General features: G+C 71.1%; 28 protein-coding genes. 7 read left to right on the forward strand and 21 right to left on the reverse strand.

The features are described from left to right. Positions 1 to 46: 46 nt before the first annotated feature. Positions 47 to 3,946, forward strand: a complete 3,900-nt coding sequence (locus ACIGW2_RS02250; RefSeq protein ID WP_361575128.1) for a DNA-directed RNA polymerase subunit beta' — start codon at positions 47 to 49, stop codon at positions 3,944 to 3,946. A 62-nt stretch (positions 3,947 to 4,008) separates the two neighbouring features. On the opposite strand, the gene ACIGW2_RS02255 is transcribed toward ACIGW2_RS02250, so the two are convergent. The 14 genes from ACIGW2_RS02255 to ACIGW2_RS02320 form a co-directional block, all read right to left on the reverse strand. Then, entirely contained in the window at positions 4,009 to 4,272 is a 264-nt protein-coding gene (locus tag ACIGW2_RS02255; protein ID WP_356063715.1) for a hypothetical protein, read from the reverse strand. Next, positions 4,259 to 4,492: a hypothetical protein gene (locus tag ACIGW2_RS02260; RefSeq protein WP_128980813.1), complete on the reverse strand. Its 234-nt coding sequence runs from the start codon at positions 4,490 to 4,492 to the stop codon at positions 4,259 to 4,261. The genes ACIGW2_RS02255 and ACIGW2_RS02260 overlap by 14 nt, the downstream gene beginning before the upstream one ends. A 31-nt stretch (positions 4,493 to 4,523) precedes the next feature. Beyond that, entirely contained in the window at positions 4,524 to 5,435 is a 912-nt protein-coding gene (locus ACIGW2_RS02265) for a peptidoglycan-binding protein (RefSeq protein WP_399840618.1), read from the reverse strand. 78 nt (positions 5,436 to 5,513) lie between these two features. Next, positions 5,514 to 5,903, reverse strand: a complete 390-nt coding sequence (locus ACIGW2_RS02270) for an ATP-binding protein (RefSeq protein ID WP_361575138.1) — start codon at positions 5,901 to 5,903, stop codon at positions 5,514 to 5,516. 11 nt (positions 5,904 to 5,914) lie between these two features. After that, positions 5,915 to 6,493: a hypothetical protein gene (locus ACIGW2_RS02275; RefSeq protein ID WP_391653206.1), complete on the reverse strand. Its 579-nt coding sequence runs from the start codon at positions 6,491 to 6,493 to the stop codon at positions 5,915 to 5,917. Beyond that, entirely contained in the window at positions 6,493 to 7,638 is a 1,146-nt protein-coding gene (locus ACIGW2_RS02280) for a hypothetical protein (protein WP_361575144.1), read from the reverse strand. Before ACIGW2_RS02280 ends, ACIGW2_RS02275 begins: the two co-directional genes overlap by 1 nt. A gap of 11 nt (positions 7,639 to 7,649) precedes the next feature. Then, complete coding sequence (locus ACIGW2_RS02285; protein ID WP_391653205.1) at positions 7,650 to 8,786, reverse strand: hypothetical protein; 1,137 nt, start codon at positions 8,784 to 8,786, stop codon at positions 7,650 to 7,652. Positions 8,787 to 8,817: 31 nt separating this feature from the next. Further along, positions 8,818 to 10,005: a hypothetical protein gene (locus ACIGW2_RS02290; protein ID WP_399840621.1), complete on the reverse strand. Its 1,188-nt coding sequence runs from the start codon at positions 10,003 to 10,005 to the stop codon at positions 8,818 to 8,820. A 40-nt stretch (positions 10,006 to 10,045) separates the two neighbouring features. Next, the gene (locus ACIGW2_RS02295) at positions 10,046 to 11,248 is read right to left on the reverse strand and encodes a hypothetical protein (protein WP_391653203.1); all 1,203 of its coding nucleotides are present in this window, start codon (positions 11,246 to 11,248) and stop codon (positions 10,046 to 10,048) included. Between the two features lie 47 nt (positions 11,249 to 11,295). After that, on the reverse strand, positions 11,296 to 12,219 hold the full coding sequence (locus tag ACIGW2_RS02300; protein ID WP_361575155.1) for a phage distal tail protein: 924 nt from the start codon (positions 12,217 to 12,219) through the stop codon (positions 11,296 to 11,298). A 102-nt stretch (positions 12,220 to 12,321) separates the two neighbouring features. Further along, positions 12,322 to 13,569, reverse strand: a complete 1,248-nt coding sequence (locus ACIGW2_RS02305; RefSeq protein ID WP_399840623.1) for a tape-measure protein — start codon at positions 13,567 to 13,569, stop codon at positions 12,322 to 12,324. Then, a complete protein-coding gene (locus tag ACIGW2_RS02310) occupies positions 13,566 to 14,768 on the reverse strand; it encodes a phage tail protein (protein WP_391653201.1) in 1,203 nt (400 codons plus the stop codon). The genes ACIGW2_RS02305 and ACIGW2_RS02310 overlap by 4 nt, the downstream gene beginning before the upstream one ends. 26 nt (positions 14,769 to 14,794) lie before the next feature. Then, positions 14,795 to 15,961 carry a hypothetical protein gene (locus ACIGW2_RS02315; RefSeq protein ID WP_399840625.1) on the reverse strand — a complete coding sequence of 389 codons (1,167 nt, stop codon included), beginning with the start codon at positions 15,959 to 15,961 and terminating at the stop codon, positions 14,795 to 14,797. A gap of 99 nt (positions 15,962 to 16,060) precedes the next feature. Continuing rightward, the gene (locus tag ACIGW2_RS02320) at positions 16,061 to 16,261 is read right to left on the reverse strand and encodes a hypothetical protein (protein WP_361575167.1); all 201 of its coding nucleotides are present in this window, start codon (positions 16,259 to 16,261) and stop codon (positions 16,061 to 16,063) included. Between the two features lie 307 nt (positions 16,262 to 16,568). On the opposite strand from ACIGW2_RS02320, the gene ACIGW2_RS02325 reads away from it, so the two are divergent. Further along, positions 16,569 to 17,360 (forward strand): hypothetical protein, encoded by a 792-nt coding sequence (locus ACIGW2_RS02325; RefSeq protein WP_399840627.1) that lies wholly within the window; start codon positions 16,569 to 16,571, stop codon positions 17,358 to 17,360. A 49-nt stretch (positions 17,361 to 17,409) separates the two neighbouring features. On the opposite strand, the gene ACIGW2_RS02330 is transcribed toward ACIGW2_RS02325, so the two are convergent. The 4 genes from ACIGW2_RS02330 to ACIGW2_RS02345 form a co-directional block, all read right to left on the reverse strand. Continuing rightward, the gene (locus tag ACIGW2_RS02330) at positions 17,410 to 17,712 is read right to left on the reverse strand and encodes a hypothetical protein (protein ID WP_361575173.1); all 303 of its coding nucleotides are present in this window, start codon (positions 17,710 to 17,712) and stop codon (positions 17,410 to 17,412) included. Between the two features lie 113 nt (positions 17,713 to 17,825). After that, entirely contained in the window at positions 17,826 to 18,116 is a 291-nt protein-coding gene (locus tag ACIGW2_RS02335; RefSeq protein ID WP_361575176.1) for a hypothetical protein, read from the reverse strand. Between the two features lie 97 nt (positions 18,117 to 18,213). Then, positions 18,214 to 18,813, reverse strand: coding sequence for a phage tail protein (locus tag ACIGW2_RS02340; RefSeq protein ID WP_391653198.1), 600 nt, complete (start codon positions 18,811 to 18,813; stop codon positions 18,214 to 18,216). A 140-nt stretch (positions 18,814 to 18,953) separates the two neighbouring features. After that, positions 18,954 to 19,364, reverse strand: a complete 411-nt coding sequence (locus tag ACIGW2_RS02345) for a hypothetical protein (RefSeq protein WP_356063755.1) — start codon at positions 19,362 to 19,364, stop codon at positions 18,954 to 18,956. A 320-nt stretch (positions 19,365 to 19,684) separates the two neighbouring features. Here ACIGW2_RS02345 and ACIGW2_RS02350 point away from each other — a divergent pair, with 320 nt between their 5' ends. Together ACIGW2_RS02350 and ACIGW2_RS02355 are read left to right on the forward strand one after the other, a co-directional pair. Beyond that, positions 19,685 to 20,521 (forward strand): hypothetical protein, encoded by an 837-nt coding sequence (locus ACIGW2_RS02350; protein ID WP_391653197.1) that lies wholly within the window; start codon positions 19,685 to 19,687, stop codon positions 20,519 to 20,521. A 26-nt stretch (positions 20,522 to 20,547) separates the two neighbouring features. After that, positions 20,548 to 20,895 (forward strand): hypothetical protein, encoded by a 348-nt coding sequence (locus ACIGW2_RS02355; RefSeq protein WP_399840630.1) that lies wholly within the window; start codon positions 20,548 to 20,550, stop codon positions 20,893 to 20,895. Positions 20,896 to 20,983: 88 nt separating this feature from the next. Here the strand turns inward: ACIGW2_RS02355 and ACIGW2_RS02360 are convergent, their stop codons facing one another. From ACIGW2_RS02360 to ACIGW2_RS02370, 3 genes are all read right to left on the reverse strand, one after another. Beyond that, positions 20,984 to 21,199: a hypothetical protein gene (locus ACIGW2_RS02360; protein ID WP_391653195.1), complete on the reverse strand. Its 216-nt coding sequence runs from the start codon at positions 21,197 to 21,199 to the stop codon at positions 20,984 to 20,986. Continuing rightward, positions 21,193 to 21,897 (reverse strand): hypothetical protein, encoded by a 705-nt coding sequence (locus tag ACIGW2_RS02365; RefSeq protein WP_399840930.1) that lies wholly within the window; start codon positions 21,895 to 21,897, stop codon positions 21,193 to 21,195. The genes ACIGW2_RS02360 and ACIGW2_RS02365 overlap by 7 nt, the downstream gene beginning before the upstream one ends. Before the next feature lie 94 nt (positions 21,898 to 21,991). After that, the gene (locus ACIGW2_RS02370) at positions 21,992 to 22,465 is read right to left on the reverse strand and encodes a WhiB family transcriptional regulator (RefSeq protein WP_391653193.1); all 474 of its coding nucleotides are present in this window, start codon (positions 22,463 to 22,465) and stop codon (positions 21,992 to 21,994) included. Positions 22,466 to 22,613: 148 nt separating this feature from the next. On the opposite strand from ACIGW2_RS02370, the gene ACIGW2_RS02375 reads away from it, so the two are divergent. The 3 genes from ACIGW2_RS02375 (at position 22,614) to rpsG (ending at position 24,229) form a co-directional block, all read left to right on the forward strand. After that, positions 22,614 to 23,063 (forward strand): helix-turn-helix transcriptional regulator, encoded by a 450-nt coding sequence (locus ACIGW2_RS02375; RefSeq protein ID WP_361575197.1) that lies wholly within the window; start codon positions 22,614 to 22,616, stop codon positions 23,061 to 23,063. A 321-nt stretch (positions 23,064 to 23,384) separates the two neighbouring features. After that, positions 23,385 to 23,756, forward strand: a complete 372-nt coding sequence (gene rpsL / locus ACIGW2_RS02380) for a 30S ribosomal protein S12 (RefSeq protein WP_003948652.1) — start codon at positions 23,385 to 23,387, stop codon at positions 23,754 to 23,756. 2 nt (positions 23,757 to 23,758) lie between these two features. Then, positions 23,759 to 24,229 carry a 30S ribosomal protein S7 gene (gene rpsG / locus ACIGW2_RS02385; RefSeq protein ID WP_128985143.1) on the forward strand — a complete coding sequence of 157 codons (471 nt, stop codon included), beginning with the start codon at positions 23,759 to 23,761 and terminating at the stop codon, positions 24,227 to 24,229. The last annotated feature ends 39 nt before the right edge of the window (positions 24,230 to 24,268 follow it).

The raw sequence follows: 24,268 nt of genomic DNA on the forward strand, positions 1-24,268 counted from the left end.
GTATCAGACCCACAGCCTTAACAACCCTGAGAGGGATTGACGCATAGTGCTCGACGTCAACTTCTTCGACGAGCTCCGGATCGGTCTGGCCACCGCTGACGACATCCGCCAGTGGAGCCACGGCGAGGTCAAGAAGCCGGAGACCATCAACTACCGCACCCTGAAGCCCGAGAAGGACGGACTCTTCTGCGAGAAGATCTTCGGTCCGACCCGGGACTGGGAGTGCTACTGCGGCAAGTACAAGCGCGTCCGCTTCAAGGGCATCATCTGTGAGCGGTGTGGCGTCGAGGTCACCCGCGCCAAGGTGCGCCGCGAGCGGATGGGCCACATCGAGCTGGCCGCCCCCGTCACGCACATCTGGTACTTCAAGGGCGTTCCGTCGCGTCTGGGCTACCTGCTCGACCTCGCCCCGAAGGACCTGGAGAAGGTCATCTACTTCGCGGCGTACATGATCACGTACGTCGACGAGGAGCGCCGCACCCGCGACCTGCCCTCCCTGGAGGCGCACGTCTCCGTGGAGCGCCAGCAGATCGAGAACCGCCGCGACTCCGACCTGGAGAACCGGGCCAAGAAGCTCGAGGCCGACCTGGCCGAGCTGGAGGCCGAGGGCGCCAAGGCCGACGTGCGCCGCAAGGTGCGCGAGGGCGCCGAGCGCGAGATGAAGCAGCTCCGTGACCGCGCCCAGCGCGAGATCGACCGCCTCGACGAGGTGTGGAACCGCTTCAAGAACCTCAAGGTCCAGGACCTGGAGGGCGACGAGCTGCTCTACCGCGAGCTGCGCGACCGCTTCGGCACCTACTTCGACGGCTCGATGGGTGCCGCGGCGCTGCAGAAGCGCCTGGAGTCCTTCGACCTCGAGGAGGAGGCCGAGAAGCTCCGCGAGATCATCCGCACCGGCAAGGGCCAGAAGAAGACCCGTGCGCTCAAGCGCCTCAAGGTCGTCTCCGCGTTCCTGCAGACCGCGAACAGCCCCAAGGGCATGGTTCTCGACTGCGTGCCGGTCATCCCGCCGGACCTGCGTCCGATGGTGCAGCTGGACGGTGGCCGCTTCGCGACCTCCGACCTGAACGACCTGTACCGCCGTGTGATCAACCGCAACAACCGTCTGAAGCGTCTGCTCGACCTCGGTGCCCCCGAGATCATCGTGAACAACGAGAAGCGGATGCTCCAGGAGGCGGTCGACGCCCTCTTCGACAACGGCCGTCGCGGTCGCCCGGTCACGGGCCCCGGCAACCGTCCGCTGAAGTCCCTCAGCGACATGCTGAAGGGCAAGCAGGGTCGTTTCCGTCAGAACCTGCTCGGCAAGCGTGTCGACTACTCGGCGCGTTCCGTCATCGTCGTCGGCCCGCAGCTCAAGCTGCACCAGTGCGGTCTGCCGAAGGCCATGGCCCTCGAGCTCTTCAAGCCGTTCGTGATGAAGCGCCTGGTCGACCTGAACCACGCGCAGAACATCAAGTCGGCGAAGCGGATGGTCGAGCGCGGCCGCACGGTCGTGTACGACGTCCTCGAAGAGGTCATCGCCGAGCACCCGGTGCTGCTGAACCGTGCCCCCACGCTGCACCGCCTCGGCATCCAGGCCTTCGAGCCGCAGCTGGTCGAGGGCAAGGCCATCCAGATCCACCCGCTCGTCTGCACCGCGTTCAACGCGGACTTCGACGGTGACCAGATGGCCGTCCACCTGCCGCTCTCCGCGGAGGCGCAGGCCGAGGCCCGCATCCTGATGCTGTCCTCGAACAACATCCTCAAGCCGGCCGACGGCCGCCCGGTGACGATGCCGACCCAGGACATGGTCCTCGGTCTGTTCTTCCTCACCACCGACGGCGAGCTGCGGAACGTCAAGGGCGAGGGCCGCGCGTTCGGCTCCACGGCCGAGGCGATCATGGCCTTCGACGCCGGCGAGCTGTCGCTGCAGTCGCAGATCGACATCCGCTTCCCGATCGGCACCGTTCCGCCGCGCGGCTGGGTCCCCCCGGTCGCCGAGGAGGGCGAGCCGGAGTGGCAGCAGGGTGACTCGTTCCGTCTGCGGACGACCCTGGGCCGTGCGCTCTTCAACGAGCTGCTGCCCGAGGACTACCCGTTCGTCGACTACTCGGTCGGCAAGAAGCAGCTCTCCGAGATCGTCAACGACCTCGCCGAGCGCTACCCCAAGGTCATCGTGGCGGCGACGCTCGACAACCTGAAGGCGGCCGGCTTCTACTGGGCCACCCGCTCCGGCGTCACCGTCGCCATCTCGGACGTCGTCGTCCCGGAGGCGAAGAAGGAGATCGTCGCGGGCTACGAGGCCCAGGACGAGAAGGTCCAGAAGCAGTACGAGCGCGGTCTGATCACCAAGGAAGAGCGCACGCAGGAGCTCATCGCGATCTGGACCAAGGCGACCAACGAGGTCGCCGAGGCGATGAACGCGAACTTCCCCAAGACCAACCCCATCTTCATGATGGTTGACTCGGGTGCCCGAGGAAACATGATGCAGATGCGGCAGATCGCCGGTATGCGTGGTCTGGTGTCGAACGCGAAGAACGAGACCATCCCGCGTCCGATCAAGGCCTCGTTCCGCGAGGGCCTCTCCGTGCTCGAGTACTTCATCTCGACCCACGGTGCCCGTAAGGGTCTCGCCGACACCGCCCTGCGTACCGCCGACTCGGGTTACCTGACCCGTCGTCTGGTGGACGTCTCGCAGGACGTGATCATCCGCGAGGAGGACTGTGGCACCGACCGCGGTCTGAAGCTGCGGATCGCGGCCAAGGACGAGGCCGGCGTGCTGCGCAAGGCCGATGACGTCGAGACCAGCGTGTACGCGCGCTGCCTCGCCGAGGACGTCGTCGTCGACGGCAAGGTGCTGGCCCCGGCCGGCGTCGACCTCGGTGACGTGCTCATCGACCAGCTGGTCACCGCGGGCGTCGAGGAGGTCAAGACCCGCTCGGTCCTGACCTGTGAGTCCGCCGTCGGCACCTGCGCCATGTGCTACGGACGCTCGCTCGCCACCGGCAAGCTGGTCGACATCGGTGAGGCGGTCGGCATCATCGCCGCCCAGTCCATCGGTGAGCCCGGTACCCAGCTGACGATGCGTACCTTCCACACCGGTGGTGTGGCCGGTGACGACATCACCCAGGGTCTGCCGCGTGTCGTCGAGCTCTTCGAGGCGCGTCAGCCCAAGGGTGTCGCCCCGATCTCCGAGGCGGCCGGTCGCGTCCGCATCGAGGAGACCGAGAAGACCAAGAAGATCGTCGTCACCCCGGACGACGGCACCGACGAGACGGCCTACCCGATCTCGAAGCGTGCCCGTCTCCTGGTGGGCGAGGGCGACCACGTCGAGGTGGGCCAGAAGCTCACCGTGGGTGCCACCAACCCGCACGACGTGCTGCGCATCCTCGGCCAGCGCGCCGTCCAGGTCCACCTGGTCGGCGAGGTGCAGAAGGTCTACAACTCGCAGGGCGTGTCGATCCACGACAAGCACATCGAGATCATCATCCGGCAGATGCTGCGCCGCGTGACGATCATCGAGTCCGGCGACGCGGAGCTGCTGCCGGGCGAGCTCGTCGAGCGCTCGAAGTTCGAGACCGAGAACCGTCGTGTGGTCCAGGAAGGCGGCCACCCGGCCTCCGGCCGTCCGCAGCTGATGGGTATCACCAAGGCCTCGCTGGCGACGGAGTCCTGGCTGTCGGCCGCCTCCTTCCAGGAGACGACCCGAGTCCTGACGGACGCGGCGATCAACGCCAAGTCCGACAGCCTCATCGGCCTCAAGGAGAACGTCATCATCGGTAAGCTCATCCCGGCCGGTACGGGTCTGTCCCGCTACCGCAACATCCGGGTCGAGCCGACCGAGGAGGCCAAGGCCGCGATGTACTCGGCCGTCGGCTACGACGACATCGACTACTCGCCGTTCGGCACCGGCTCCGGCCAGGCCGTTCCGCTGGAGGACTACGACTACGGTCCGTACAACCAGTAAGTAGCGAGAAACGCCAAGAAGGGCGGCACCCCGCACGGGGTGCCGCCCTTCGGCGTGCGGGGTCAGCGGCTCGCCAGCTCCCAGACCGCGAGCAGCACGCCGGCGCTCGCGGTGAGCGCGGCGACCGAGGCGAGCGGCCAGCGGGCCCGTTCCAGGGCGTCGAGCCGGGACTCGTGGTCGGCGAGCTGCTTGTCGGTCTGGTCGCTGCGCTGCACGAGCAGCGCGAGGGAGCCGTCGACCCGGGCGAAGCCGGCCTCCAGGGTGCCGCGCAGCCGCTCCAGTTCGAGGGCGACGGCGACCGGGTCGTTCGGGTCAGGCTCGGTCATCGGCCGCCCCCGGCTCCACGCGCAGCCAGGACGGCAGCAGTCGCTGGACGGCCGGCAGGGCCATCACCCGGGTGAGGGCGCCGGCGACGGCGAGCGCCCCCGCGACCCAGGGCAGGGTCTCGGGGATGCCCGCGGCGTCGACGATCGCGGGCAGCACGACGGCGATGCCGACGGCGGTCTGCACGAGGGTGCGGGCCGTCCGCTTGGCGGCTTCGGTCATCGGTGGTTCTCCTTGCGTGCGGTGGGGGGAGTCAGGCGGTGTACGGGACCTTGAGCGCGTTCCAGGAGGTGGCGCCCGGCCAGCCGTCGGCGTCCGAGCCGCGGAAGCCGAGCTTGCGCTGCCAGGCGGCGTACGAGCGGCGGTCGGCCTCGGACCAGCGCGGGCCGGGCCCGACCTGGTACTGGCCGCAGCCCTCGGCCACCAGCCGGCGGCCCATCGCGGTGACGATCGGGGAGCTCGGGGTGGTCCTGAAGAAGGCGGTGCCGGGGAAGGGCTGGTAGCGCGGCGGGGCCGGCCTGGCGGGCGCGGTCGGCTTCGCGGCCGGGGCCTTGCCGAGGCGCTTCTGCACCCGGTCGCGCATGCCCGGCATGCCGAAGCCGCGGGGGTCGTTCTTCCAGTCGGACCACTCGGAGTGCCCGATGACGGACTTGGCGCCCCAGCCGTGGGCCCGGCACAGGGCGGCGGACACCCGCTCGATGGCGTCGAGCTGTTCGGCGGGCCAGGGGTCGGAGCCGTTGCCGAGGTTGACGCACTCGAAGCCGTAGAAGCGGGAGTTGCCGTCGACGGCGCCGGCGCTGCCCTGGTGCTCGCGCGGCACCGGGGGCCGTACCCCGTAGGTCTCGCTGATCACGGCCTGGAGCACGGACGGGTCGCCGCCGCCGGCGTGGTTGGCGCGGCCCGCGGAGACCAGGTGCACGGTGCCGTCCTTGGCGATGACGCCGTGGCACAGCGGGCCGGGCAGGCCGGCGTAGCCGTCGTAGCACAGGGCGACGGTGTTCGCGGTGCCGCTGGAGACGGTGTGGTGGATCATCACACCGGCCACGGGTCCCCAGGAGCCATGGCCGTTGCGGTCGTGGGTGCGCCAGCCGTCGTGCTCGACGACCTTGACGCCTTCGGCGCGGAGCGCGGCGACGAGCCGGTCCGCGGAGAGTGGTGCGGCCATGAGGGCCTCCAGACATGCGGAAAGCCCCGGCCGGTCGGGGCGGCGCGGGGCGTACGGGAGCGGGGTGACGGGGCCGGGTTACGGCGCGGGCTGCGCCGGCGGCTCCGGGGCCGGGGCCCAGTCGGCGCACAGGGCGGCGTACCCGGCGCGGCGGGTCTCGAAGTCGGCGAGCGCGGCGGCCACCGCCCTCTGCACGGCGGTCGGGTCGGGCACGACCGGCATGCCGTTCTGGCCGGGCACGGTGACCAGGCCGGAGCCGCGCAGCACGACGTCGCCGGTGCCGGTCTCGGCGCACTGCGCGGAGACGTACACCGGCGGGTACTGGCCGGTGACCGGGTCGCGCTCCAGGACGTAGCCGAGGCTGTTGTCGTGGACGTGGATGGCGAAGGTGTGGCCGGACTCGGTGACGGTCGCGCGGCCGGCGTAGTCGATGGCCACGCCCCAGGGCTGGGTGGGGTCGATGTTCACGGCGGGGCTCCTCAGGTCTGCTTGCCGTGGATGAGGACGGGCTGGGCGTAGACGGTGCCGCTGGTGGTGGTGAGGGCGGCCTGGACCTCGATCGTCATCGTCTGGCCGAACCGGGTCTTCATGTCGCCGGGCAGCACTCCGGTGTAGTCGTAGGTGGTGCCGGCGGTGACGGTGGGGCCGAAGGCGACGCCGTCGACGAGGACCCTCACCTGGCCGCTGGCGCCCGAGGAGGCCGCCGTGTTGATGGCGAGCCGCAGCTTCGGCTGCCAGATCGGGTTGGAGCAGCGGGCGATGGTGGTGAAGGCGGTGCTGCTGGTGGACGGCCACTTGGTCGTCTCGGCCGGCAGCGGCGGCATCAGCGGCAGCCACGGCCGGGCGAGGCCGCCGGTCATGATGTCGTCGGAGAAGATCTCGTGACCGTAGCCGTCGAAGACGCGGAACAGCGGGCGGGTGACCGTGATGCTGTCGGACGTGACCGGCGGGCGGAACTCGTTGACCGCGGGACGGGTGTTGACGGCCGTGGACAGCGCCTTGAGCCGGCGTTCCATCTGGTTGAGCCGGTCGATGATGTCCTCGGGCAGCTTGGGCATCAGGCCTCCTCAAGGTAGAGCTCGGCGGTGTCGGGTCGGCCGCGCTCCGGGGGAGTGACCTTGACGCCGATGATCCGGAACCGGGTGTCGAGGCCCTCCGAGAACCACTCGTCGGTGATCCGGATGCGGGCCATGCGCCCGAGCAGGGCGGGCGGGACGATCCCGCCGAGGTGGATGCTGATCGCGGGGATCACGACCGTGCCGCGGGCCTCGTCGAGCTCGCGCTTGGCCAGCGAGTCCAGGGTGAGGGTGTCGGTGACCTCGTTGTGGTCCGAGGACAGGTCGATCAGCGGCCAGCCGTCCGCGAGCAGGTCGCTGGCGTACTGCTGGGTGGAGGCGATCGGCCGGGACTCGGCGGCGGCGTTGGAGTTGGTCGAGGCGCCGCGGGCCAGTGCCGTGGTGCCGCCGCGGGTCGCGTCGTACGGGAAGGAGTACGACAGGATCGAGCCGGGCCGGTCGAAGACCAGGTCGGTCGCCCCGTTGACGATCTTGGGGGAGCCGAGCCGGAGCTGTCGGATCCGCCGCCCGTCGTTGGGGTCGCGGTAGACCAGGATCTGGTGCTCGAAGCCGTCCTCGAGCGCGGCGAGCTGGTCGAGCGCCTCCAGGTAGACGGTCTCGTCGCCCCGGCGCCAGGAGGCGGTCCGCCGGCCCTTGTTCTCGGGGGACTTCTCCTCGCCGAAGGTGATGCCGAGCCGGCGCGGCTGGTGGCCCTCCTCCGGCGGGACGGTGGGGTCGTCCTGGAGGTCGAGCTCGCTCCACAGCCGGCGGGCGATGTCCAGCTGGTCGGTCGGGGTGGTGAAGGAGATGTCGGTGCGGATCCGGCGCCGGCTCGCGTACGAGTCGAAGGTCGCCGCCTGCACGCCGAGGGTGAGCACCCCGCGGCCGCTGGACTGCAGGGTGGTGGTCCAGACGATGCCGCCCCACCACAGGTCGCCGCCGCGCTCCAGGTAGACCGCGGTGCGGCCCTCGCGGACCTTCTTGACCCGGTCCGCGATCTCCGCGTTGGGGATCGGGATGGTGCCGGACAGCGAGCCGGCCTTGCCGATGTAGTCGTCGATGGAGACGTCCCGCAGCGGCAGGATGTCGAGGGTCTGGTCGGTGAGCAGATCGCAGAAGATGGCCCGGTAGGGCGTGTCGAGTGCCATGACGAGCCTCCTCAGAGCACGTAGGTGGCGGAGATGCGGATGTTGCGGCCGGGCACGAGGGCGCCGTTGGAGGACCAGGTGCGCAGGTCGACCTGGCCCGAGGTGTTGACGGTGGCCCCGCCGTTGCCGTAGCCGTCGCAGGCCGGGGCCTCGACGAGGAGGGCCGGGCGCCAGCCCGCGGGCAGGACGCAGACGGCCTCGTCGTCGAAGTTGCCGGCGCTGTTGACGTTGATCTGGGCGCCGGTGCGGGTGACGGTGACGGTCGCGGTGCACAGTCCGCTCTTGGTCCGGCGGGCGGTGAAGCCGACCAGGCCCCAGCCGGTGAGCGGGGTGGCCCCGGTCGTGGTGGCCTCGGTCTCGGCCGGCGGCTGGTAGTTCGCCCAGGCCGTGCCGGTCCAGCGCTGGAGGACCCCGGCGTTGTCCCGGTACTGGCCGGTGTAGCTGCCGGTGGACAGCGAGCCGCTGGGGGCGATGCCGCCGATGTCCTTCGGGTACGGGATCCAGGCGGTGCCGTCCCAGCGCTGGAGCTGGCGGGCGTTGTTGTTGTCCTGGTACTGGCCGGGGTAGGAGCCCGGCACCGTCGCGTTGTTGTAGACCGGCAGGATGCCGCCGACCCCGGCCGTCGTGGTGCGCAGGTCGGTGAGCGAGGTGGTCCACGGGATGCCGCCGGTGCCGGCGGAGCAGCCGGCGGGCACCAGGACGCGGAACAGCGACAGGGAGGTGGCCGGTGCCTGCGGCGCCTCGGGCACGGCCTTCGGCTGTCCCTGGAGGATCTCGACGGTGGCCTCGCTGCGGGTCTGGCCGTCGAACTCCGCGTCGTACACCCGCAGCACCACCAGGTCGAGGCGCGGGTTGAAGGGGTCGCCGTCGGCGAAGGTGAGGGGCATGTCCGCGTCGAGGCTCACGGGGTAGGCGCCCCGGGAGTTGGGGCCCTGGACGACGGCGCGGCCGTAGGAGAGGTTCGCGGTCATCGGACCGATGGGGGTCAGGGAGTAGCCGCTCACCCGGTACGTGCCGTTCGGCGAGCCCGGCAGGATGCCGGAGCGGGAGGCGACCGGGTCGACCGGGGTGGTGGCGCCGAGGGCGGTGAGGCGGGTGGTCACCCGGGTCTGGCCGGTGGGCTGCAGCCAGCCGCTGCGCAGGGCCATGGTGTCTCCTCTCGAAGGGGTGGGCGACCGGTCAGAACTGCGGGTCGACGCGGATGAAGACGTTGTCGAAACCGCCCTTGACCCCGGCGGTGTTGGCGACGATCCGGTAGTAGGCCGTGAGCGTGTAGTTCACGCCCGGGGTCAGGCCCGACAGGCGCCGCGCGCTGGCCGTGGAGATCTGGTTGTCGCTCGCGCAGATCGCCGCCAGCTCGTCGCTGGGCTGCTGGATCACGGTGGTGCCCTGGCTCAGCTGGAGCGCCACGTACGCGTAGAGGTCGTTGCGCGAGCGGATGCGGGCGCCGAAGGAGACGAGGACGTTCTTCGACGCCGGGGCGGTGAAGGTGAGCGACACCGGGTTCGCCGGACCCGCGGTGAGGGTGCTGACGTACGTGCTCGACGCGGTCTCGCCGTAGTCGGAGGTGTCGGTGAAGTACGGGCCCGGCAGGACGGCCGGCTTCCACGTCGTGCCGTCCCAGCGCTGGAGCGAGCCGCCGGTCGTGTCGCGGTACTGGCCGATGTAGCTGCCCGGCACGTTGCCGGCGCTGGTCGGGACGATGCCGCCGAGCGCCTCCGGGTACGACACCCACTTGCCGCCGTCCCAGCGCTGCAGCTGGCCGTTGACGGTGTCCTGGTACTGGCCCGGGTAACCGCCCGGCAGCACCTCGCCCTCCACGGGCAGGATGCCGCCGATGGAGACGACCGGGGTGCGCAGGTCCTTCAGGGCGCTGCCCCACTGGATGCCGCCGGTGCCGGCGCTGGCGTTCGCCGGGACGGCGATCTCGTACAGCGGCAGGGAGCGCGGCGGCGCGGCCGGGCGGTCCGGGCTGCCCGGGGTGCCCTGCATGATCTCGACCTTGGCCTCCTGGCGGAGCTGGCCGTCGTACAGGCTGTCGTAGATCCGGATGACGAGCAGGTCCTTGCGGGGCTGGTCGGTGCCCGGGGCGACGGTGAGCACCTCGGGGGTGGTGAGGGCCACCGGGTAGACGCCCTGGGAGATGTCGCCCTGGATGACGGCGCGGCCCTCGTGGACCGTCACCTGCATGAGGGCGGTGCCCTCGGTCCAGAAGCCGGACAGGCGGTGGGGGCCGCCGTAGGAGCCGGGCAGGATGCCGGAGCGGACCTGGACGGGGTTGACGGGCGTGGTCGCGCCGATCTGGTTGAGGCGGGTGTCCTCGCGGGTCTGGCCGGTCTCGGCGACCCAGCTGCTGCGCAGGTTCATGGGGTTCTCCGTTCGGTGGTGCGGGAGGGACGGGGACGGGTCAGGCCTTGATCCACTCGGCGTGCAGCGTGCAGCCGTAGCCGGAGCCGCCGAGCGTCTTCACGGCGGCGGTGTGCGACTGGTAGCCCTGCAGCTGGACGGTGGTGCCGGCGGCGAGCCGGATCAGGCCCTGGCCGCCGACGGTGACGGCGCCGTTGCCGGCCGGGATGAGCCAGGTCATCCGGGGCTGGCCGGTGCCGCCGGTGACGATCCGGGCGCCGCGCATGCCGGTCTGGCCGTCGTTCGCCCAGCTGACGTGACCGCCGACGCGCCACCAGCCGGTGCGCGGGATGGTGTACGTGTGGGTGCCGTTCCAGCCGGTGCCGTCGTCGATCTCGACGGTCGGCAGGGTGATCACGGTCCAGGCGGCGGGCGCCACGCTCTGCTGCTGGGTGGACAGGTACTGGGTCGCGCCGAACAGGATCTTCGCGGTGCCCTCGGTGTACTGCCAGGCCGCGCCGTCCCAGCGCTGGAGGCCCGTGGAGGTGTCCCGGTACTGGCCGGTGTAGCCGCCGGTGGCGGTGCTGCTGGGGGCGACGCCGCCGAGGGCCTTCGGGTACGAGACCCAGGTGGTGCCGTCCCAGCGCTGCAGCACGCCGCTGGTGTCGCGGTACTGGCCGGCGTACGCGCCCTTGAAGCCGCTCGCGGGCAGGATGCCGCCGAGCGCGACGACCGGCCAGTGCTGGGTGGTGACGTTGCTGCCGGTGCCGGTCCAGGTGATGCCGCCGGTGCCGGCGGAGGTGCCCTTCTTGACCAGCACGGTGTAGAGCGGCAGGGCGCTGCCGCTCGGGCTGGCGGGGGCGACCGGCACGGCCGCCGGCTCGCCCTTGACCAGCCGGATCGAGGCGCCGGTGACGCCCGTCTTGTCGTACTGGTCGTCCAGCACGACCAGTTCGATCAGGTCGATCCGGTCGTACTGCGCGTTGCCGTCCTCGATGGTCAGCGTCTCGGGCGTGACGGCGGCCACCAGATAGGCACCCTGGTTGGTGTCCTTGCCCTGGACGATCGCGCGGCCGGTGCCGATGGTGCACTGCATCGGCGCGGCCTGGGTGAGCTGGAAGCCGCCCGGCAGGATGCCGGGGCGGGAGCGCAGCGGGGTCTCCAGCTCGCTCTGGCCACTGGGGGTGAGCAGGGCGGCGAGAGTGAGGCGGGTGTCCTCGCGGGTCTGGCCCGTGGACTGGAGCCAGGCGGCCCGTACGGTCATGGTTCGTGCCTCTCGGTGGGGAGGGGAAGGGAACGGGGGTTACCGGGTCACCACTCGGCGCTGCGCCAGTGGACGGTCATCACGGCTTCCGGGGCCGCCGAGTCGGGGCGGAAGGACAGCTCGCTGCGGCCGGGGTCGAGCGTGAACAGCTCCTCCGGCGTGGAGTCGGCCATCGCGGTGTGCCGGCGGGAGGCCGTGTTGTTGAGCATCACGGTGCCGTTGGCGGTGTCCACGGTGAGCTGGTCGCCGGCGGCCAGGTCGATCGCGTACCGCAGCCGGCGCCGGCTGGTGCGGTCGGTGACGCTCGGCATCGAGCAGGGGCCGCGGAACACGATCACCGGGTGGGTGGCGGCCGAGCCGGTGTTCTCGGCGACGGTGTCGCCGGTGGAGGTGGCCTGGCCCCAGTCGAGCGGCCAGGTCAGCGGCCAGGTCAGCCCGCTCTCCGGCTGCGGTGCGCCGGTGGAGACGGACTGCTCGTTGACGGCGTAGCGGCGCGGGTCGGAGGCCAGCCACTGGATGGACATCCGGGAGCTGCCCTGGGTGGCGAAGCCCTGGTCGGCGGGGACGACCCGCTGGGCGATCCGGGCGCGTACGGCGAGGAGTTCGCCGTGCAGCCGGACGGTGAGCCAGCGCTCCTCGTCGAGCAGCGCGAGGGACTGGCGCAGCGCGCGCAGCGCCTCGGGCACGCCGTCGTACTCGGGCGTCAGCACGATGGTGCCGCCGACCTTGCGCGGCTTGGCGTAGCGGGAGCCGGGCCACGCGCCGTGCGAGGTGGGCCGCTCGGCGTCGGAGGAGTCGTACTCGGGCAGGTCCTCCCAGCCCTGGAGACCGGAACGGTCGACGGCGAAGGGCGTGCCCGGCCCGATGAGGAGCCCGGCCCACTGGATCTGCCCGTCCTGGGTGATCAGCGAGCCGGGCGCGAGGTCGGCGGTGAAGGCGTTTCCGGCGTATGCGGTGGTGGTCTCGGCCATGGGGCCGTCACCTCACTTCTGAGGGGGTGTCGGGAGCGGGAGCGGGGTACGGGCCGGGGCCCGGGCGGCGGGCCCGGGGCAGCGGTCGGCCCAGCGGTGGGCTCAGCAGTGGGCGCCGGCGAGGAAGAGCAGGTCCTCGGCGACGGCCCGCGGCCCGGCACCCGGGTCCTCGTGGAAGTCCCGGATGCGGTGCGGCGTCCGGGGCGCCTCGGTGACGGCCGGGACCCGGCGGGCCTCCAGGACGGTGAGCGGGTCGATGCGCGGCGCGGAGTCGGCGCCGGGGAAGACGACACCGCCCTCGGCGAGCATCGGGATCTTGTCGATGTCGACGCCGAACTTCTTGCCGAGGATGTTGACGCTCAGCTTGTTGAGGCCGTCGATGATCCAGTTGGCGAAGGCGATGAGCCCGTTGATGGGGCCCTTGACGACGCCGAGGACGGCGCTGAGGGCGCCCTTGATCAGGTCGCCCATGCCGCGCAGGGCCTTGGCGACGGCGTCCTTGGCGTGCCGGAAGAAGCCGGGGATCTTCTCCGTGACGAAGGTCAGGACCGGCTTCACCGCGCTCTTGATCGCGCCCATGGTGCGGGAGGCGATCCCGCGCAGGGCGCCGGCGGCGGAGGAGACGGCGCTGCCGATCCTCCGGATGCCGTCGATCGCGGAACCGATGCCCTTGAGGGCGGCCTTGAACAGCGCGAGGTACGCCTTGACGTAGGTGCCGACCGCGGTGCCGATGGCCTTGATGACGGGCTGGAGGAACGTCCAGACGGCCTGGAAGCCCTTCAGGACCGCCTGGAAGACCTGCTTCATGATCCGCTGCCCGGTCTCGGTCTGCATCGCGTACTCGATGAACCAGGCGGCGACGGGCACGAGGATGCCGACGAGGAAGCCGATCGGGTTGGCGCGCATGGCGAGGTTGACCCCGGTCATGGCGACGGAGGCGACGGTCATGACGGTGCCGTACGTCTCCATCAGCTTGGTGATGACGTCGGCGACGGGCAGCATCGGCGCGAGGACGGCCAGGATCCCGCCGACCGCGGGCCCGAACCTCCCGGCGGCGGTACGGGCCTTGCCGGCTGCGGTGCCCAGCTTCTTGATGCCGGCGCCGGCCTTGGAGCGCTGGATCCGGCGCACCGAGCCGGCCGCGCCGGAGGCGGTGGAGCCGAGGGTGCGGACGGAGGTGCCGGCGGTGCGGATCTCGGAGACGAGCTTCGCCATGTTCCCGGCGGCCTGCTGGACGTCGCCCTGGAAGCGCTTCATCGCGCCGCCCGCGGCCTCCGCGCCCCGCCCCAGCGAGCTCATCACCGGGGTGACGCGCCCGAACGCCGGCATGCGGATCGCGGCGGCACTCATCCGCGGGCCTTCGCCAGGTACATCAGCGCGTCGGCCGTGGCCTGCGGGTCACTGCCGCGGGCCGCGTGGTAGTGCTCGATGTGCAGTCCGACGCCGGCGCCCTTGCCGCCGTGCAGCTGCGCCGACATGCGGGCGCGGCGGGCGGTGAGGGCGAGCAGCCGGTCCAGCTTGGACAGCGGGAGGACGGCCTCGGCCTCGCCGGCCTCGGCGAGGATCGCCGGGACACCGCCGGCGCGCGGCATGACGACACCACCGGTGGCGAGCATCGGGATGGTCGGGATGTTCACGCCGAAGGTCTTGCCGCCGACGATCGGCACCCAGCCGGGGACGCTGACCTTGACGCCGTTGACGGCGCTGATCATGCGGTTGATCAGGCCGATGACGGCGTTGATCGGGCCGGACACGCCGGACTTGATGCCTTCGAAGGCCCGGGACGCGATGTCCTTGAGGCCGTTCCAGATCGAGGACATCTTGTCCTTGACGGCCCGGAAGGCGTTCGGGATGGCGGTCTTGATCCAGTTCACCACCGGGGTGATGACGGCCTTGATGCCCTTCCAGACGGCGCCGACGACGGTCTTGATCGCCTTCATGACCGTGGTGATGACCGTCTTCCAGATCTTCACGTAGGTCTTGATGACGGTGGCGACCGCCTTGACGACGGTGGAGACGGCCTTCTTGATGCCGTTCCACACCGTCTTGATCAGCTGGCCGGCCTTCTTCATGATCGGGCCGACGGCCTTCATGACCGAGCTGATCACGGTCTTGATGGCGTCGAAGGCCTTCTTCAGGATCTTCTGCATCGTCTTCGACTGCAGGGCCATGTCGACGATCTTCTCGATCAGCGGCATGAAGAGGTCGATGAGGCGGGCGAGGAAGTTGCCCTTCATCGACTTGTTGAGCTTGTCCTGACCCTTGGCGGCCTTGCCGGCGCCGGACTCGTACTTGCCGAGCTTCTTCCCGGCGGACTCGGCGGTCCTGCCCGCCTTCGACATGGCCTTCTCGGCCTGGTCGGAGGACGTCTTGAGGTTCTTGAGCTGGGAGTTGGAGCCCTGGGCGTTGGTCTTGAGGTTCTTGAGCTGCCCGGACGCGGCCTTGCCGGCGTCGCCGACCTTCTTGACCGAGCTGCCGGCGCCGGAGGCCTGGGTCTTGAGGGTGCGCAGGCCGTCGGATGCGCCCTTGAGGGACTTGACGAGGGACATGGGTTACCTCCTTTCGGGGTGGGGTCTCAGAGGGTGTCGTCGGCGCGCTGGACGGCGATGCGGAAGTTGTTGAAGGCCTGGGTCACGTTTCCGCCCGCCTCGGCGAGGTCGTTGGCGGCCCGTGCGGCCGTCCGGAGGTTGCCGGCATCGGGGAGCTTCTCCGGCTTGAAGTGCCGCTGGGCACCGGCGAGCTTTCCGGTCGCCCGGGCGAGCTCCGCGACCCTGCTGGGCTTGGACTTGTCGATGAGCTTGTTGAACTTGCCCAGTTCCTTCAGGTCGACCGGGTTTTCCTTGTACTTCTCCGAAGCCTCGGCGAGCTTCACGAGCTTCTCGGCGACGGCGTTCATCTTCGTGGGAACGGCCGCGGAGATCGCCGTGTTGACCTTGCCGACGGCCGTCGCGGTCTTCTCGAGCGAGCGAGCGCTCGGAAGCTTGCGGACCTCGGTGTTGAAGGTCGTGATCTTGGAGTTGACGCTCCCCATCGCGTCCCGCAGGGTGCGCAGCCTCTGCTCGTCAGGGAGGTTGGCGATGGGGACGCCGGCGGCGGCGAGCCGTTCGCGCTCCTCGACATGCGTCCTGGGCTGAAGGCCCCAGCCGTCGCCGTTGTCGTTTCTGGCCATGATCTGACCGCTTGCGACGCGGCCGCGGCTGAGGAACGAGACGATGTTGAAGAAGCCGCCCTGGATGGCCCGCTGGATCGTGGTGAACCTGGCGAGCAGTACCAGGCCTATGCCCCCGAGGATCGCCGGGATGACCAGGCTGCCGAGGGCGGCGACCCAGTATTTCCAGGCGTTCTCGTTGTTCTCGTGAACCTTCTCGACGGCGGCGCCGATGGTGTCGAAACCGGCGGCCTCCCAGAGCTCGCTCGACAGCTGCTTGCTGAGCTCCTCGTGCATGGAGTCGAACTTCGTGATGAAGTTCATCGGCAGGTGTCGCTCGGTGAGGATCTTCGGATCGGCTTCGATGAGGGAGGCCTTGAACTTGGAGATCGTGACCTTGGGGTCCTCGGGGACGTCCTTCCCGTCCTTGCGGGCCTTTTCCTCTTCCTCCCGCTTCTTGTCCTCGGCCTCCTTCTTCTCCTTGTCGGTCATCCGCTGCATCTCAACGTTCTTCACGCTGACGGTGGCGGTCTCGAGGTCGCCCTTGAGCTCGGCGACCTTGTCCAGGACGTCCCTGATCGTTGGCTCTGCCATGGATTACTCCGCTTTCCGGCCGGTGACGGCCAAGCGCCGAAAAGCCCCTGCCGCGGGGAACTCGGCAGGGGCTCGTGCGGGGAGGGGGCGGGCGGGCGGTCAGGCGTCGTCGCTCCGGCGCAGGGTCGCGAGGGCGTCGTTCCAGCCGGCCGCGTAGGCGGCCGCCTCGCGGCGGTCGACCTCGGCGCGCAGGGTGCCCAGCAGCGCTCTCTTGTCGAGCGCGGCGGGTCCGTTCAGGAGCTGGGCGAGGCGGTCCTGGAGCGGGATGTGCGGTCGCGATGCCCCGGCCTGCTGAGTCATGGACGCCTGCCTTCCGTTGCTTGCCCGTGCGTGCGTGGCGGCGCCGCGGAGTGAGGCGGGGGCACCACGTTATCGAACTTCTGTGCGAACAGATTGTGGAACACCTGTTCGATGTTTGTCGAGCCGCAAACCTCTGACGGCGTGTCTCCTTGCCCCGTTCCCCCTGGGGTTGGGCCTTGATCGGGGCTGGTGTTCGACCGGGGTACTCTGGGGGACGCGTTCCCCGGACCTGACACAGTCAGGGGGGCGACGGGGCGCGAGGGGCGCGCGGGGGAACCCCAGGGGGTTTGGAAGGCAGTGCAGACGCATGGACACGGAGCCGGGCGCTAACCGGCGGGAGCGGGTCGTCGACTGGCTCGAATCCCATCCGGATCTGCCCCATCTCTTCGCGCGGCTCGCCGAGCTCGTCCACGTCGACGGCTTCGCCCCGGAGGATCTGGTGGTACTGCCCCGCGCCGAGGTGGACCGTCGTGAGACGGCCGCCTTCACCGCCGGGTGGGCCGAGGCCGTCTCCGACGAACTCCCGCGCATCCGGCGGGAGTACGAGAAGCGGGTGGCCGACGCGTACGCCCAGGGCCAGGGTGACGCGCGGGGCATCCGGCGGCCCCAGCGCCGCACCGACGCGCAGGACGGGACCGGGGCCCGGGTGATCCCGCTGCCCTTCGCCCGGCTGCTCGAACCGCCGGCCGTGGTCGTCCAGGCAGAGGAGCGGGTGCGCCGGGAGCGCGAGCTGTTCGAACAGCGCCCCGAGCCGGAGCCGACGCCCGAGCAGGAGCCGGACCGCGATCCCGAGCCCGAGCCGGACCGGGACCCCGGGTCCGATCCGGAGCCCGAGCTCGGCCCGGAGCCCGCGCCCGAACCCGTACGAGAGCCGGAGCCCGACGCCGAGCCCGGCCGGCCCCGCCGCAACGCCCAGCCCGTCCGCAAGGTCGTCCGCGGCAAGGGCGGCCGGCCCATCGTGCCGCCGCTCGACCACGTGCCCCCGCAGGACGCGCGCGCGGGCGCGCGCGGGCGCCGGCTCTCCGAGCGGGCCAGGGCCCTGGAGGAGGAGCTGGCCGCCGAGCGAGCACCGGAAGCGCCCCCGGAGCCCGCTCCCTGAGGGGAACGGGCTCCGGGGGCCTCGGGGGTCCGGCACGAGCGGGTGGACGTCAGCCGAAGAAGCGGGCGAGCGCGAGCGGGGAGACCGACTCGTCGCCGGTCCCCTCCGCCGAGGGGTTCTCGTCCGCCCCGTCCTCGTCCTCGTCCGCCACTCCCGGCCGGGGGACCGGCTTCGGCGGATCGGGCGTCTCGCCGTCCTCGTCGCTGTTGACGCACTGGAACATCCAGTTGGCGACGGCCAGGTGGTCCACCGTCGCGGCGAGCAGGTGGTCGGAGATCGACCACTCCGCCGCCTCGCCGTGCAGCTCGCGCTGCACGGCGCTGTCCCGGGGCAGGTTCTTGACGAGGATCATCAGCCGCCGGCTGGACAGCTCGCCCCGGTGCCAGTCGAGCAGGTCGGTCCGGTAGTAGCGGAGCAGGTCCGCCTCAAGGGCCTCGGCGTGTTCGTCGACGAACTCGACGAGGCTCAGTCTTCCCCCAGGCCGAGCCCGGTCTCCTTGCCGTAGGCCTCCAGGATGGCGGCGACGTCCTGCATCGTGATGTCGTGCTCCTCGAAGCGGGCGTACTGCTCCGCACCCATCAGGAGTTCGAGCAGCCCGTCCACGTCGTTGTCGTCGAGCTTGCGCAGCGCCTTCGCGGTCTTGCGGGACAGCTCGGTGGGGAGCGTGTAGGACTCGCCGTCCAGCTCGAAGGACCAGGTGCGGCCGTGAGCCTCCAGTCGCTGGGCGCGAGCGGCGTTGACGTCGAAACGGGCCATGGTGTGCGTACTCCTTGATCGCGTGGTGCGCGGGGATGAAGAGGAGGAGAGGGGGTGGGGCGGGACGGCGGTGTGCCGTCCCGCCCCGGGGGGTGGATCAGGCGGCGTACTGGCTGTCCTTCATGAAGAAGGTGGCCAGCGGCTTGCCGTCGCCGTTCGACATGGCGCTGAAGGTGATGCCCAGGGTGGACGCCGCCTTGCGGGCCAGCTTGATGTCGTCGGTGGCGGTCACCTGGCCGCGCGGGATGATGAAGCGGTACGTGACCGCGGTGGTGCCGCCGGCCTTGACGTCGGTGAACTCCAGGCCGAGGGCGCGGGTGTCCACGTACGGACGCTCGGCGATCTCGTACTTGTAGGTGTCCGCCGGCGTGCCGTCCTTCTCGACCTGGCCGCCGCCCATGAAGAGCTTCAGGGTGTCCTCGTTGAACTGGAGCAGGGAGAACTTCAGCGAGAGGTCACGGGCCGAGTAGATGTAGTGCACCGGGGAGACCGACTGCCAGGAGTCGACGGCCTCCAGCTTGTCCTTCTTGGAGAAGGTGACGCCGTCACCGGTCGTGAAGCCGAGGTTGGTCCAGCTCGCCCAGTCCGTGTCGGCCGGCGAGGTAGCGCCGAAGACCGGGGCGGCGGTGCCGACGTCGGCGATGAAGAGCTTGCCGGTACCGGCGACGCGGATCTCGGCGGCGTTGTTTCCTGCCATGGTGGGGTTCTCCTTGGTGAGAGGGTTGCGAGGGTGGGGCACCGCACCGGTCCGGAGGGCTTCCGGGGCCGGGTACGGCAAAGGCCCCGCCGGTCGGTCCGGCGAGGCCTGGTCTGTGGGGTGCGCGGTGCGCGCGACCGTTACGGTGCGACGGTCAGGGAGAGCTGGATGACGACGAGGTAGCGGTTGGCGCCCCGGTAGAGGTAGTCGGGCATCCAGCGCGGCCCGTCCATCTCCTCCACGTCCTGGACGAGGCTGTTGCCCAGCTGCTTGCCCATCTTGTCGAGCAGCGCCTTGCGGGCCGCGTTGGCGAGGACGTGCGCCGCGGGCTTGGTCGCCGCGTACACCTCGAACTCGACCAGCGGCTTGTCCAGGTGCAGGTCGCCGATCCAGGCACCGCCGCGGCGGTTGACGAAGACGGCGCTCTGGGTGCCGTCGAAGCCGGCGGGCGCCTGGGCCGCGATCGTGGCGCCGGCCAGTGCCGGGTCGGCCTTGAGGACGTCGACGACCAGCTTCTCGACGTCCGGGAACGCACTCGGGGGAGTGGTCATGACGGTGCTCCTCGGGAGACGGGGGCGGGAGTGGCGGGTGGTACGGGGGCCGTCCGGGGCGCTCGACGCGGGGGAGGGGCGGGGGGCGCGGAGCGCGCCCGGACGGCGAACGGCGGAGCCGCGGCCCGTCTCGCGGGCACAGCTCCGCCGCTGCACCAACTGTGACAGACGAGCGTGCGCGCACGCAACTAGTTCCGGGATCGAATTCGGAACAGGTCGCCCGAGCGCCGGGCGCACCCGTTCTGACCTGGGAGAACGCTCTTCCGGGGGCGGGTGCCGCCCGATAGGTTGGGGGCCCCGAACCCCAGGAGGAGCCGCCCGTGTCCGCCGTCCCCGCCGCCCGCCCCCGTCTCCTCTACGTCACCGACCTCGCCTATCCGGCCCGCGGCCGCCGCTACTGCGACGAGGACATCGCCCTCACCGCCCGGCTGCGCGAACGCTTCGACCTGGCCCTCTGCCACCCGCGCGACGCCGCCGCCCTGATGGACGCCTTCGACGCCGTCGTCGTCCGCAACAGCGGCCCGGTCCTCCACTACCAGGAGGCCCACGAGGACTTCCGCGCCCGGGCCCGCGCGCACGGCACCCGCGTCTACAACCCGCTGCACGGCCGCGGCGACATGGCCGGCAAGCAGTACCTCCTCGACCTCACCGCCGCCGGATACCCGGTCATCCCCACCGTCGACCGCGCCGCCGACCTCGGCCGGCTCCCCGAGGCGCGGCAGTACGCCGTCAAGCCCAAGGCCGGCGCCGACTCCATAGGGCTCGAGTTCGTGCCGTACGAGCGCCTCGCGGACCTCTCGTACGGCGAGGTGCTCGTCCAGCCCCGGATCGACTTCCGCTACGAGGTGTCCTTCTACTTCGTCGACGACCGCTTCCAGTACGCCCTCCACGCCCCCGACCCGGAGCGCCGCTGGGTCCTGGAGCCGTACGAACCCACCGCCGCCGACCTCGACTTCGCCCGCCGCTTCATCGCCTGGAACACCCTCGACCACGGCATCCAGCGCGTCGACGCCTGCCGCGCCCCCGACGGCGAGCTGCTCCTGGTCGAGCTGGAGGACCTCAACCCGTACCTCTCCCTCGACCGCGTCCCCGAGGAGGTCCGGGACCGCTTCGTCGACGCGATGGCCGACTCGCTCCACGCCTTCCTGAAGCAATGAGAGCCGGAGGAATGAGAGCCGGAGGGATGAGAGCCGAAGAGGTGAGCGCCCGGAGGGTGCGGCGGGTCGACTTCGCGGTGACGGTGCTGTTCGGCGCGGTGTACGCCGGCGCGCTGTTCCTCGTCGTGACGGGCTTCGCCGGCGGATCGGGCGGCTGCGGGGGACGCTTCCAGGCGGGCTGCGCGGCCGAGACGTACGCACGCCTCGGCGTCGGCTTCGGCCTCGTCCTGGTGGTCGCCCCCGTGCTGCACAAGATCGTGCCGGACATTCCGTACGGCCAGGGGGTCGGCCGGGCGGCGGGCATCGCCGCCCTGGTGACGGGGGCGGCGGCCGGAATCGCCGTGACTGCCCTGGCCGCCCGCGCGGTGTTCTGACATGCGGGACCGCGGGCACCCGGGCACAAACGACGAAGCGCCCCCGTCTCCGTACGAGACAGGGGCGCTCCGTCGCCATGGGGTGGTGCTACGCGGTACGGGGCTTCCGCCGGGCCGCGCGTTCCGCCGCGAAGACGTCCTCCAGACGGAACAGCTGCGCGCGGCCCGCCTTGCCGGCGGCCCGCAGGTGGCCCAGCTGGACCCACTTGCGGATGGTGGCCGGGGCGACTCCCGCCTCCGCGGCGGCGAGCGGGCCCGGGATCAGGGCCGGCAGGGGCAGGGACAGCGCGGTCGCGCTCAGCATGCGGTCTCCTCGGTGTCGTCCATCGCGGCCTCGATCTCCTCCGGGCGCGCCCCGGACGCGTCCGCGAGCTCCGCCCAGGCCTCCTCGGCCCACAGGTGCCGGTAGGCCGGGTCGTCCTGGCAGCCGCAGGCCGGGTCCGTGCACACGCACGCCGGGTTCACGCACAGCACCGCGCGCCGGTCCGGGAAGGCCCGCAGCGAGACCGAGTCGCACCAGGGGCAGCGCCCGGACACCCGGACCACCGTCTCCGCCTCGCCCAGGGTGCGGGCGCAGCGGCGGGCCATCCGGCGCACCTCGTCCCGCACGTGCCGGGCCAGCACGGGGTGGCCGGCGATCTCGTCGAGCAGGCCCACCACCCGGCGCAGCCGCTCGACGACCCCGGCCCGGCGCGGGCGCGGCAGGGCGAGCCGGGCGCAGACCGCCTCCTCCAGCTCCACCACCCCGTCGGTGATGTCGCGGATCGCGTCCGAGACGTGCAGCCGGATCGGCGCGGCGCCGTGGCCGGGGACGGCCAGGCCGTGCCGCTGTTCGAGGAGCAGCGCCTCGCGCCGCTCGGTGCGGATCAGCTCGTCCCGGCCCGCGTGCGGCGCGCGCGGGGCACTGCCGGCGGGGGCCCTGCGGCCGGGCGCGAGCTCCTCGGAGAGCTCGGGGAACTGGCGTACGAGGGAGGCGGCCCAGAGCACGACGTCGCGCAGCACCCGCTCGTCGGCACCGGCACCGGCACCGGCACCGGCGCCCGGGCTCGTACCCGTACCCGTACGCGTGCTCGCATCGGCGGACGAGGAGGACTGCTCAGCCACGGGTGCCCCCGGCGGCGGAGCCGGCGAGCGCGCGGGCGGGGGCGAGGGCGGCCGGGGCGAGGGTCGCGGCGGCCGCGTCCAGGGCGGCCTCCAGCGCGGTGGGCGCGGTGGCGGCGGACGCGGCGGGCGCGCCCCGGCGGCGGCGCGGCTTCACCGGGCGCCCGTTGCGCCACAGCCGGCCCGCGCAGACGCCGTCGAACCAGCTCTCGGCGGGGGCGACCGCGGCCTCGCACTCCCGGCTGACGGGGCAGACGGCGCAGGCGCGCAGGGCCGGGGCCGCCTCCTTGCCGCGCCGGGAGAAGACGACGGAAGGGGAGAGGCCGGCGCACGCGGCGGCGGCCTGCCAGGGGGTGGGGTCGGACTGGTGCACAAGGATCTCCACGTTCCGGGCCCCGCTGTCCTTGGGACCCATGGGGCCCTTGGGACTCGTGAGGCCGACGAGTGCGGCGCTCAGCAACATAGACATGTTGCGTGCGAGCTCGCAACTACCTTTGTGAAGACCCCTTTACCGATTCGACACGATTGCGCGCACGAAAGCACGTAATTCCGTGCGCGCAAGCACGCTACAGTGAGGGGCCCGAAGGGTGGGGGAATAAACAGGGAGAGCGGTACACATGAGCACTCAAGGGCTCGACGAGTTCGCGGGCTGGGTCGAGGGCCTGATGCGCGCGCGCGGCTACGACATCGACAGCCCCCGCGGTGGCGGCAAGTCCCGGATCGCCGACGAGGCGGGCGTCCACCGCGCGGCCGTGACCCGGCTGCTGCAGCGCCAGAGCATGCCCGACCTGGAGACCATGCGCAGGATCGCCCCGCTCCTCGGGGTCTCCGTCCGTGACATGCTCATCCGGTCCGGCCGTGTGACCCCGGAGGAGCTGCCGCTCGCGGCGGACCTGCTGCCGCCGGGCGACTGGCAGCCGACCATGGAGGACTTCGCGCGCTGGCTCGGCGTCCCCGACGAGCGGATGGACGTCTTCGTCAAGGTCGTCCACCAGTTCCTGGAGCCCGAGCCCAAGGCCGGCGAGTCGCGCCCCGCGGGTGAGTCGCGCCGCGCCGCCCAGGACTGACCGCCCAGGACTGACCGCCCGGGACCGGCCCCCGCCCGCGGCCGGTCCCGCGCGCGCCCCGCGCGGCCCGTCGGGCGGCCGCGCGCGTGGGCATTTGTTTTGACCGGAGTCCATGCGATAGGTACGCTCAAGCCTTGTGCCTGGGGTGTGCCCGGAGCCGTGTGCGTGTCCTCAACCGCACCGGATCCGAGACCGGCCACCGCAATCAGCGCCCCTTTCCGCCCCCCGGCGGAGGTCCGCGCGATTCGACACACCCGACCGCGTGGGTCGGTGACGTTCCAGGTTAGTTGTACCGAACGGCACACAGAAACCGGAGAAGTAGTGCCTACGATCCAGCAGCTGGTCCGCAAGGGCCGGCAGGACAAGGTCGAGAAGAACAAGACGCCCGCACTCGAGGGTTCCCCTCAGCGCCGCGGCGTCTGCACGCGTGTGTTCACGACCACCCCGAAGAAGCCGAACTCGGCCCTCCGTAAGGTCGCGCGTGTGCGTCTGACCAGCGGCATCGAGGTCACGGCCTACATTCCGGGTGAGGGACACAACCTGCAGGAGCACTCCATCGTGCTCGTGCGTGGTGGCCGTGTGAAGGACCTGCCGGGTGTTCGTTACAAGATCATCCGCGGCTCGCTCGACACCCAGGGTGTCAAGAACCGCAAGCAGGCTCGCAGCCGCTACGGCGCCAAGAAGGAGAAGTAAGAATGCCTCGTAAGGGCCCCGCCCCGAAGCGCCCGGTCATCATCGACCCGGTCTACAACTCTCCTCTTGTCACCTCGCTGATCAACAAGATCCTGCTGGACGGCAAGCGTTCCACCGCCGAGCGCATCGTCTACGGCGCCATGGAGGGCCTCCGCGAGAAGACCGGCGCTGACCCGGTCGTCACGCTGAAGCGCGCCCTCGAGAACGTCAAGCCGTCCCTCGAGGTCAAGTCCCGCCGTGTCGGTGGCGCCACCTACCAGGTGCCGATCGAGGTCAAGCCCGGTCGCGCGTCCACCCTGGCGCTGCGCTGGCTGGTCGGCTACTCCCGCGCCCGTCGCGAGAAGACCATGACCGAGCGCCTCATGAACGAGCTCCTCGACGCCTCGAACGGCCTCGGTGCTTCGGTCAAGAAGCGCGAGGACACGCACAAGATGGCCGAGTCCAACAAGGCCTTCGCGCACTACCGCTGGTAGTCGCAACCCACATCGAGACCGAGAGAAGACTGAAGCCTT

This window comes from Streptomyces sp. NPDC053541 (assembly GCF_044544705.1).
GTDB lineage: Bacteria > Actinomycetota > Actinomycetes > Streptomycetales > Streptomycetaceae > Streptomyces.